Origin of the sequence: Pseudomonas sp. PS02303 (assembly GCF_029959925.1) — a bacterium.
Classification (GTDB): Bacteria; Pseudomonadota; Gammaproteobacteria; order Pseudomonadales; family Pseudomonadaceae; genus Aquipseudomonas; species Aquipseudomonas mandelii.
The window spans coordinates 1-8844 of record NZ_JASCOM010000241.1 but is presented as its reverse complement, the minus strand read 5'-3'; the positions used below and the strand labels follow the sequence as shown (position 1 = coordinate 8844).

Here is an 8844-nt window from a genome sequence, read left to right as displayed (position 1 = left end):
CGGTCTGTCAGTCGAAATCAATATCGACTGACAGACCGCTATCGCGAGCGGCTCACTCCTACAGATGAAGGGATTTCAATCCGGAATCAGACCAAGGCCTTATCAAGGGCTTTTTCGATTTCCGATTTGATCATGCCGCTCATGGCCGACATCATCAGGCCCAACTCCACATCGACGCGGATCAAATCTTCGCTGACATGTACCGCGCCTTTCACACCGGAACGTTTGAGGTTCAGGGTGTCGCCGGACCATTGCGGCTCCAGGCCATATTGATCGGACAACTTCTGCGCCAACAGATCAGCCTTCTCGCGGGCTGCTTCCTTGCCCAGGCCGTGGGCACGCTCAACACTAATACGGGCCATCGAATGACTCCTGCTTTATGGATACTTTCCTGAAGCATCTTGACCGCTGCTGCGGCAAAACGTCCCGGTGGTTGCCTATCTTACCTTCAGCCTTGCCAAGACAAAGCAGGCCACCGGGATTAGAATGTCCCGCATTCTCTTTTGGTGACAGCGATATGACTGATCAGCGCAAAGGCAGCGATGCCGAACCCACCACTCACTTCGGCTTCAAAAACGTACCGGAAAGCCAGAAAGCGGAAAAAGTCGCTGAGGTTTTCCACTCGGTAGCCGCCAAGTACGACTTGATGAACGACCTCCTGTCGGGCGGCATGCACCGTCTGTGGAAGCGTTTTGCGATCGAGCTGTCGGGTGTTCGCACCGGTAACCGCGTGCTGGACATCGCCGGCGGCACAGGCGACCTGACCAAGAAGTTCTCGCACCTCGTTGGCCCGACCGGCCAGGTGGTGTTGGCCGACATCAACGAATCCATGCTCAAGGTCGGTCGTGACCGCCTGCTGGATCTGGGTGTGGCCGGCAATGTCGAGTTCGTTCAGGCCGACGCTGAAAAGCTGCCGTTCCCGGACAACCATTTTGACTGCGTGACCATCGCGTTCGGTCTGCGCAACGTGACCCATAAAGAAGACGCCCTGCGCTCGATGCTGCGAGTACTGAAACCGGGCGGCCGTTTGCTGGTGCTGGAATTCTCCAAGCCGACCAATGCGCTGATGTCCAAAGCCTACGACGCCTACTCGTTCGCCTTCATGCCGTTGATGGGCAAGCTGATCACCAACGACTCGGAAAGCTATCGCTACCTGGCCGAATCGATCCGCATGCACCCGAATCAGGAAACCCTGAAGTCGATGATGGTCGAGGCCGGTTTCGACCGCGTGACCTACCACAACATGACCGCAGGCATCGTCGCCCTGCACCGCGGCATCAAACCCTGATGTTGCTGGCCGGCCTGCTCGCCAGCGTTGAACTCGGTCTGAACCGGGTGCTGCGTCTCGACAGCACGGCGCTGCCGCGACTGGCGCATTTGAGCGGCAGGGTGATTGCCGTCGACTGCCGCAGCCCGGCGCTGCAACTGTTCATCCTGCCCAGCGACGAAGGCCTGATGCTCGCTTCCCACTGGGAAACCGGCGCTGACTGCACGTTGCGTGCACCGGCCTCCAGCCTGTTGAAACTGGCGATGAGCAAGGAAAAGACCTCGGTGCTGCATGGCCCTGAAGTCGAGCTCGACGGTGACAGCGGCGTGCTGCTGGAGCTGGCGGCGATCCTTCAGGACCTTGAGCTGGACTGGGAGTACGAACTCTCGCGCTGGCTCGGCCCGGTCGCCACGCAACTGGTCGGCGGTCACCTGCGCAGCCGCGCACGCTGGTATCAGCAAGGTTTCGCCAGCCTGAATCAGAATCTTGGCGAATACCTGGCCGAAGAATCGCGCACCCTCGTCGGTCAGCGCGAAGCCGAAGCCCGTTTCAGTGAACTGGACCAGATCAAGCTCGATCTGGAACGTCTCGAGGCGCGTTTCGAGCGCCTTTCCCGATCCCTCGACCCAAGCGATAACGCATGAAGCTGCTTGCCGTCCGCCGTTTGTTGCGCATCCAGCGCGTTGTGATTCGCTACCGCCTCGATGACCTGCTGTTCGCCCTGCCGCTGCCCTGGTTTCTCCTGGCGCTGCGCTACGCCTTGCCGTGGCGCTGGTTCCCGCGCAAGACGCTGGACCTGAGCCGTGGTGCGCGATTGCGCCTGGCGTTGCAGGACCTTGGGCCGATTTTCATCAAGTTCGGGCAGATCCTTTCGACGCGCCGCGACCTGCTGCCCGAAGACATCGCCGATGAGTTGATGAAGCTGCAGGACCGTGTGCCGCCGTTCGACTCGCAAGTGTCGGTCAACCTGATCGAAGAGCAGCTCGGCAAAAAGATCAGTGAAGTGTTCAGCCGTTTCGACGTCGAACCGCTGGCCTCAGCCTCGGTGGCGCAGGTGCATGCCGCGCAACTGAAGACCGGCGAAGAAGTGGTGGTCAAGGTGATACGCCCGGGCCTGAAACCGATTATTGCCCAGGACCTGGCATGGCTGTTCATCCTCGCCCGCGCCGCCGAAAAACTCTCGGCCGACGCACGTTTGCTGCACCCGGTGGACGTGGTCCAGGACTACGAAAAAACCATCTACGACGAACTCGACCTGCTGCGCGAAGCGGCCAATGCCAGCCAGTTGAAGCGCAACTTCGAAGGCTCGCCGCTGCTGTATGTGCCACAAGTCTATTGGGACTGGTGCCGGCCGAAAGTGCTGGTAATGGAGCGCATCTACGGGATTCAGGTCACCGACCTCGCGACCCTGGCCGACCAGCGCACCGACATGAAGATGCTCGCCGAACGGGGTGTGGAAATCTTCTTCACCCAAGTGTTCCGCGACAGTTTCTTCCACGCCGACATGCACCCCGGCAACATCTTTGTCAGCACCGTCAACCCGTGGAGCCCGCAATACATTGCGATCGACTGCGGCATCGTCGGCAGCCTGACCCCTGAAGACCAGGATTACCTGGCGCGTAACCTGTTCGCGTTCTTCAAGCGTGACTACCGTCGTGTGGCGCAGTTGCACATCGATTCGGGCTGGGTACCGGCAGAAACCAAGCTCAACGAATTCGAGGCAGCGATCCGCACCGTGTGCGAGCCGATCTTCGAAAAACCGTTAAAAGATATTTCATTCGGCCAAGTGCTGATGCGCCTGTTCCAGACCGCTCGCCGCTTCAACATGGAAGTGCAGCCGCAACTCGTGTTGCTGCAAAAAACCTTGCTGAACATCGAAGGCCTCGGCCGTCAGCTGTACCCGGATCTCGATCTGTGGAACACCGCCCAGCCGTTCCTCGAACGCTGGATGCGTGAGCGCGTCAGCCCCAAAGCCTTGCTCGGCAACGTGCAGAGCCAGTTCGAACAGATTCCGCACCTGGCCAACATGGCCCGTGACCTGCTCGAACGCATGTCCCAGCCCCACGCCAACGATCCGCCGCCACCGTGGCACAAGCGCAAGGACGACTGGTTCCTGCGCCTGCTCGGCTGCGCTCACCTGGCGGGCGGCGCCATTCTGCTGGCCGGCGGGCCATTGAGCGATATGGGTCATTGGCCGGCCGGAATCATGGTGGCCGTCGGTTTGTATCTGGTCGTTCGCCGATAGCCAGCGCCCCCGCACGCTGGCACACTGTTTGAACGCTTGGGTTCTGCTCATGAAGTGTGGAACCCGCTGTCGGAGTCGAAGATGAAAAACTGGCTGGACGAGATCAAGTGGGACGCAGACGGCCTGGTGCCGGCGATTGCCCAGGATCACAAGACCGGGCGCGTCCTGATGATGGCCTGGATGAACCGCGAATCACTGGAACTGAGCGCTGCCGAGAACCGTGCCATTTACTGGTCACGTTCCCGTGGCAAGCTGTGGCGCAAGGGCGAGGAGTCCGGCCACGTGCAAACGCTGCATGAGATGCGCCTGGACTGTGACGCTGACGTGATCATCCTGATGGTCGAGCAGATCGGCGACATTGCCTGCCATACCGGTCGGCAGAGCTGCTTCTACCGCGTCTTCGAGAACGGCGACTGGAAAACCGTCGATCCCGTGCTCAAGGACCCGCACGCCATTTATTCCGCAGGACACAGCCATGAGTGACACCCTGACCCGTCTGGCCGAGGTGCTGGAAGAGCGCAAAGGCGCTGCCGCTGACAGCTCGTATGTCGCCAGCCTGTACCACAAGGGCTTGAACAAGATTCTGGAAAAAGTCGGCGAAGAGTCGGTCGAAACCATCATTGCCGCCAAGGATGCCGCCATCAGCGGCGACTGCAGCGATGTGATCTACGAGACCGCCGACCTGTGGTTCCACAGCATGGTCATGCTCGCCCAACTGGGGCAGCATCCACAGGCTGTACTCGATGAACTGGACCGTCGTTTCGGTCTGTCCGGACACGCCGAGAAAGCCTCGCGCCCGTCCGCCTGAACAACTATTAGAGAGGAGCAGCAACATGGGCATTTTTGACTGGAAACACTGGATCGTCATCCTGGTTGTTGTCGTGCTGGTGTTCGGCACCAAGAAACTGAAAAACCTCGGTACTGACGTGGGCGAGTCGATCAAGGGTTTCAAGAAAGCCATGAACGATGACGAGAAACCGGCCGATCCTACCGTGACTCCGGCGCAACCGGTTCCACCTGTTCAGCCACAGACCACGCAGTCCGTGAACCAGCCGCACACCATCGACGTGCAGGCGCAAAAAGTCGAAGAGCCGATCCGCAAAGACGTGTGAGCACTGACTAATGTTTGGTATCAGCTTCTCTGAACTGCTGCTCGTCGGCCTCGTCGCCCTGCTAGTGCTGGGCCCCGAGCGCCTGCCGGGCGCTGCGCGCACCGCAGGCCTGTGGGTCGGTCGCCTGAAGCGCAGCTTCAACGCGATCAAACAGGAAGTTGAACGTGAAATCGGTGCCGACGAGATTCGTCGGCAACTGCACAACGAGCACATCCTGTCGCTGGAACAGGAGGCGCGGAAGATTTTCACGCCGACCCAGCAGGAGGCCACGCCCGTTCAGCCTGTTGAACCGATCGCGGAGCAAACGATTCATGCCCCCGCCGCCGAGCCAGCACCTGTCGTCGCCGTAGAAGCACCTGCACCCGTTGTTGCAACGCCACCGGTTGAACCTGCCACGCCTGCGGCTGCGCCTGTTGCGCCGGCCCCTCATGACCCAACACTGGCGCCGCGAGCCCCATGAGCGATCTTCCTGAAAACGACCAGCACATGCCGCTGGTTTCGCACCTCACCGAGTTGCGTACCCGCCTGCTGCGTTGCGTAGCGGCGATCTTCATCATCTTCGCCGGGTTGTTCGCCTTCACCCAGCAGATCTATACCTTCGTTTCGACGCCGCTGCGCCAGTATTTGCCCGTGGGCGCAACGATGATCGCCACCGACGTGTCGTCGCCGTTCCTGACGCCATTGAAGCTGACCATGATGGTCTCGCTGTTCCTGGCAATCCCGGTGATCCTGCATCAGATCTGGGGCTTCATCGCGCCGGGCCTGTACAAGCATGAGAAGCGCATCGCCGTGCCGTTGCTGGTGTCCAGCATCATGCTGTTCTATGCCGGCATGGCATTCGCCTATTACCTGGTGTTCCCGCTGATCTTCAAATTCTTCGCCGCCGCCACCCCGGCCGGCGTTGAAATGATGACTGACATCAGCAGCTACCTCGACTTCGTCATGACGCTATTCTTTGCCTTCGGCGTGGCGTTCGAGATCCCGGTGGCTGTGGTGCTGCTGGTATGGATCGGCGTGGTCGACGTCAAATACCTGAAGAAAATCCGCCCCTACGTGATCATCGGCTGCTTCGTGGTCGGCATGATCCTGACACCACCGGACATCTTCTCGCAGACGCTGTTGGCTGTACCGATGTGGCTGCTGTTCGAGATCGGCATCCTGTTCGGCGGTCTGATCAGCAAGCGCGGCGATCATCCAGACGATCAGCCGGACAACCAGCCGGCAGACGATCACAACGACCAGCCGCCAGCGACCCAGCCGTGAACCTGCTGCTCCTCGAAGAGGCCGATTTCATTGCGGCCGACCGGGTGATCCTGCGTGATCGCCGGTTGACGCACATGCAGGAAGTCCACCGCTGTGAAGTGGGTGACAGCATGCGCGTCGGGCGTATCGGCGGCCTGATGGGTGCGGCCGAAGTGCTGCGCCTGGACGCTGATGAAGCCGAATTGCGCGTCACCCTTGACCAGCCGCCGCCGACCAAGCTGCCCCTGACACTGATATTGGCCCTGCCACGGCCGAAAATGCTGCGCAGGGTGTTTCAGACCGTGGCGGCCATGGGTGTGCCACGAATCATCCTGGTGAACAGCTATCGCGTCGAGAAGAGCTTCTGGCAGACGCCGTTTCTGGAACCTGAAGCGATTCGCGAGCAATTGATCCTCGGCCTGGAACAGGCCCGGGACAGCGTGCTGCCGGAAATCGTCATCGAGAAGCGCTTCAAGCCATTCGTCGAAGATCGGCTGCCGGCCATTTCCGAAGGCACCCTAGGCCTGGTGGGTCACCCGGGCAATTACCCGCCCTGCCCTCGCGGCCTGAATGAACCGGTGACCCTGGCCATCGGCCCCGAAGGCGGCTGGATCCCTTACGAAATCGACCTGCTGGCCAAGTCTGGCCTGCAACCGGTACAACTTGGCGAGCGCATCCTGCGCGTCGAAACCGCCGTCACCGCCCTGCTCGCCCGCCTCTTTTAAGATCAAGCACGGTCACTGTGGCGAGGGAGCTTGCTCCCGTTTGGGCGCGCCGCGGCCACCGCTTTATTCCTGCAAAACCATCTCAGCCTGATTTGCGACTGCTTAGCAGCCGGACGGGAGCAAGCTCCCTCGCCACAGGGATTTACTCGACCTGAATACCGCGCTGTACCTACAGATTCCCGGCCGCCGGCCGATACAGATCCCATAAAACCAATTTGTAGTCCGAGGGAGTAGCAGCATGTACCGTTGGCTAACCGAGAGTCTGGGAAACGTAAGCGTCAATCGCAAACTGGGGATCGGTTTCGGTCTGGTGCTGCTGCTGACGCTGCTGATCACCTTCACCGCCTGGACCGGCCTGACGGGCGTGATGAGCCGGGGCGACAAGCTGGGGTTCATTGCCAGCCTCAACGACCTGACCAAAGACCTGCGCCTGGCCCGTCTGGACTACGAAATGCGCCGAGGCGAACAAGGCCCGGGCGCCGTCAACGATCTGTTGAGCCAACTCGACACAGGCCTGCAAACCGCACGCAAATTGATCGAACAGCCTGCTGATGCGGCGATGATCGACCAGCAACTGGCCGCCGTCAGCCAGTACAAGCAAGCCTTCATCGCGATGACCCAGGCCGGTGCCCACCGCGAAGACGCCCGCAGCAAACTGGGCGCGACCGCCGATAACGCCGTGGCCCGCGTCGCTGAAGTCGAAAAGTCCATGCTGCAAGGCGACAGCGTCGCCGACTTCAACAGCGTGATCGACCTGAGCAAACTGATTCAGCAAGCACGCTTCCAGGTGCGCGGCTACACCTACAGCGGCAAGACCGAGGCCGAGCAACCTGCACTGGACGCCATCGACAACGCTCTGAAGAACCTCGAAAGCCTGCCCTCCAAACTGCCGGAACAGCACATTGCCAACCTGCAACAGGCCAGCGATTCGCTCAAGGCCTATCGCGCCGCCGTCAGCCAGTTCCGCGACTCGCAAGTGGCCAGCGCCGCCGCCCTCAAGCGCATGGCCGCGCAAGGCGATACCTTGCTCGACGTCAGCAAAAAACTCACCGTGTCACAAACCATCGTCCGCGACACCGACGCCGCACACGCCAAGAACCTGCTGCTGATGGCCACCGTTCTGGCCCTGGCGTTTGGCTTGCTGGCGGCATGGGCGATCACTCGCCAGATCGTGGTTCCGCTGAACCAGACCCTCAAAGTCGCCGAACGCGTGGCGGCTGGCGACCTGACGCAAAACCTTGTTTCTGAACGTCGCGACGAATTGGGCCAGCTCCAGCGTGCCATGCAGAACATGACTCTGGGCCTGCGCGAACTGATCGGCGGTATCAGCGATGGCGTAACGCAAATCGCCAGCGCCGCCGAAGAACTGTCCGCCGTCACCGAACAGACCAGCGCCGGGGTCAACAGCCAGAAGGTCGAGACCGATCAGGTGGCCACGGCAATGAACGAAATGACGGCCACCGTGCAGGAAGTCGCGCGAAACGCCGAAGAAGCCTCCGAAGCCGCCGTCGCCGCCGATCAGCAGGCCCGCGAAGGTGACAAAGTGGTCGGAGAGGCCATCGCTCAGATCGAGCGCCTGGCCCTTGAGGTCGGCAATTCCACAGCGGCCATGGGTGATCTGAAACGCGAGAGCGACAAGATCGGCAGCGTGCTGGACGTGATCAAGTCCGTGGCCCAACAAACCAACCTTTTGGCCCTCAACGCCGCGATTGAAGCCGCCCGTGCCGGTGAGGCCGGACGTGGTTTCGCGGTGGTCGCCGACGAGGTGCGTAGCCTGGCCCAGCGCACTCAGAAGTCCACCGAGGAAATCGAAGAGCTGATCGTCGGCCTGCAAACCGGCACCCAGCAAGTGGCGACCATCATGGACAACAGCCGCAGCCTGACCGACAGCAGCGTCGAACTGACCCGCCGCGCCGGTAGCTCGCTGGAAAGCATCACCCGCACGGTGTCGGCGATTCAATCGATGAACCAGCAGATTGCCGCCGCTGCCGAGCAGCAAACCGCAGTGGCCGAGGAGATCAACCGGAGCGTGCTGAACGTGCGCGATGTGTCCGAGCAGACCTCGGCAGCCAGTGAAGAGACCGCGGCGTCCAGCGTCGAGCTGGCGCGCCTGGGAACGCATCTGCAGATGCTGGTGGGCAGGTTCAAGGTTTGAAACCGAGGTGATGCCTTCGCGGGCAAGCCTCGCGCCTACAGGACTTTGCGTATCGCTCGATTGAGCCACGACACAATACTGTAGGAGCGAGGCTTGCC

The 8844-nt window shown here is 60.9% G+C and carries 11 protein-coding genes; 10 read left to right on the top strand and 1 reads right to left on the bottom strand.

The genetic code is table 11. The features are described 5' to 3' along the window. Window positions 1-86 precede the first annotated feature (86 nt). Window positions 87-362 carry a polyhydroxyalkanoic acid system family protein gene (locus QMX98_RS28870; protein ID WP_221108079.1) on the bottom strand — a complete coding sequence of 92 codons (276 nt, stop codon included), beginning with the start codon at window positions 360-362 and terminating at the stop codon, window positions 87-89. Window positions 363-517: 155 nt separating this feature from the next. Between QMX98_RS28870 and ubiE the strand changes: the two genes are divergently transcribed. The 10 genes from ubiE to QMX98_RS28820 all read left to right on the top strand — a co-directional run bounded on the left by ubiE (window position 518) and on the right by QMX98_RS28820 (window position 8746). Beyond that, on the top strand, window positions 518-1288 hold the full coding sequence (ubiE, locus tag QMX98_RS28865; RefSeq protein WP_007948968.1) for a bifunctional demethylmenaquinone methyltransferase/2-methoxy-6-polyprenyl-1,4-benzoquinol methylase UbiE: 771 nt from the start codon (window positions 518-520) through the stop codon (window positions 1286-1288). After that, window positions 1288-1911, top strand: coding sequence for an SCP2 domain-containing protein (locus QMX98_RS28860; RefSeq protein ID WP_010464473.1), 624 nt, complete (start codon window positions 1288-1290; stop codon window positions 1909-1911). Before ubiE ends, QMX98_RS28860 begins: the two co-directional genes overlap by 1 nt. Beyond that, window positions 1908-3512 (top strand): ubiquinone biosynthesis regulatory protein kinase UbiB, encoded by a 1605-nt coding sequence (ubiB, locus tag QMX98_RS28855; protein WP_010464476.1) that lies wholly within the window; start codon window positions 1908-1910, stop codon window positions 3510-3512. Before QMX98_RS28860 ends, ubiB begins: the two co-directional genes overlap by 4 nt. 81 nt (window positions 3513-3593) lie before the next feature. Then, on the top strand, window positions 3594-3995 hold the full coding sequence (gene hisI, locus QMX98_RS28850; RefSeq protein WP_010464478.1) for a phosphoribosyl-AMP cyclohydrolase: 402 nt from the start codon (window positions 3594-3596) through the stop codon (window positions 3993-3995). Next, the gene (locus tag QMX98_RS28845) at window positions 3988-4320 is read left to right on the top strand and encodes a phosphoribosyl-ATP diphosphatase (RefSeq protein WP_008047820.1); all 333 of its coding nucleotides are present in this window, start codon (window positions 3988-3990) and stop codon (window positions 4318-4320) included. The genes hisI and QMX98_RS28845 overlap by 8 nt, the downstream gene beginning before the upstream one ends. A gap of 25 nt (window positions 4321-4345) precedes the next feature. Continuing rightward, window positions 4346-4624, top strand: coding sequence for a twin-arginine translocase TatA/TatE family subunit (locus QMX98_RS28840; RefSeq protein ID WP_010464483.1), 279 nt, complete (start codon window positions 4346-4348; stop codon window positions 4622-4624). A gap of 10 nt (window positions 4625-4634) precedes the next feature. Continuing rightward, window positions 4635-5084, top strand: coding sequence for a Sec-independent protein translocase protein TatB (tatB, locus tag QMX98_RS28835; protein ID WP_077747609.1), 450 nt, complete (start codon window positions 4635-4637; stop codon window positions 5082-5084). After that, window positions 5081-5887, top strand: coding sequence for a twin-arginine translocase subunit TatC (gene tatC, locus QMX98_RS28830; protein WP_010464487.1), 807 nt, complete (start codon window positions 5081-5083; stop codon window positions 5885-5887). Before tatB ends, tatC begins: the two co-directional genes overlap by 4 nt. After that, window positions 5884-6591, top strand: coding sequence for a 16S rRNA (uracil(1498)-N(3))-methyltransferase (locus QMX98_RS28825; protein WP_083375232.1), 708 nt, complete (start codon window positions 5884-5886; stop codon window positions 6589-6591). Before tatC ends, QMX98_RS28825 begins: the two co-directional genes overlap by 4 nt. Window positions 6592-6829: 238 nt before the next feature. Next, window positions 6830-8746, top strand: coding sequence for a methyl-accepting chemotaxis protein (locus tag QMX98_RS28820; RefSeq protein ID WP_282411755.1), 1917 nt, complete (start codon window positions 6830-6832; stop codon window positions 8744-8746). Window positions 8747-8844 lie beyond the last annotated feature (98 nt).

Coding starts and splice junctions, on each gene's coding strand:
- QMX98_RS28870 (WP_221108079.1), bottom strand. CDS start 362: ATGGCCCGTATTAGTGTTGAGCGTGCCCACGGCCTGGGCAAGGAAGCA.
- ubiE (WP_007948968.1), top strand. CDS start 518: ATGACTGATCAGCGCAAAGGCAGCGATGCCGAACCCACCACTCACTTC.
- QMX98_RS28860 (WP_010464473.1), top strand. CDS start 1,288: ATGTTGCTGGCCGGCCTGCTCGCCAGCGTTGAACTCGGTCTGAACCGG.
- ubiB (WP_010464476.1), top strand. CDS start 1,908: ATGAAGCTGCTTGCCGTCCGCCGTTTGTTGCGCATCCAGCGCGTTGTG.
- hisI (WP_010464478.1), top strand. CDS start 3,594: ATGAAAAACTGGCTGGACGAGATCAAGTGGGACGCAGACGGCCTGGTG.
- QMX98_RS28845 (WP_008047820.1), top strand. CDS start 3,988: ATGAGTGACACCCTGACCCGTCTGGCCGAGGTGCTGGAAGAGCGCAAA.
- QMX98_RS28840 (WP_010464483.1), top strand. CDS start 4,346: ATGGGCATTTTTGACTGGAAACACTGGATCGTCATCCTGGTTGTTGTC.
- tatB (WP_077747609.1), top strand. CDS start 4,635: ATGTTTGGTATCAGCTTCTCTGAACTGCTGCTCGTCGGCCTCGTCGCC.
- tatC (WP_010464487.1), top strand. CDS start 5,081: ATGAGCGATCTTCCTGAAAACGACCAGCACATGCCGCTGGTTTCGCAC.
- QMX98_RS28820 (WP_282411755.1), top strand. CDS start 6,830: ATGTACCGTTGGCTAACCGAGAGTCTGGGAAACGTAAGCGTCAATCGC.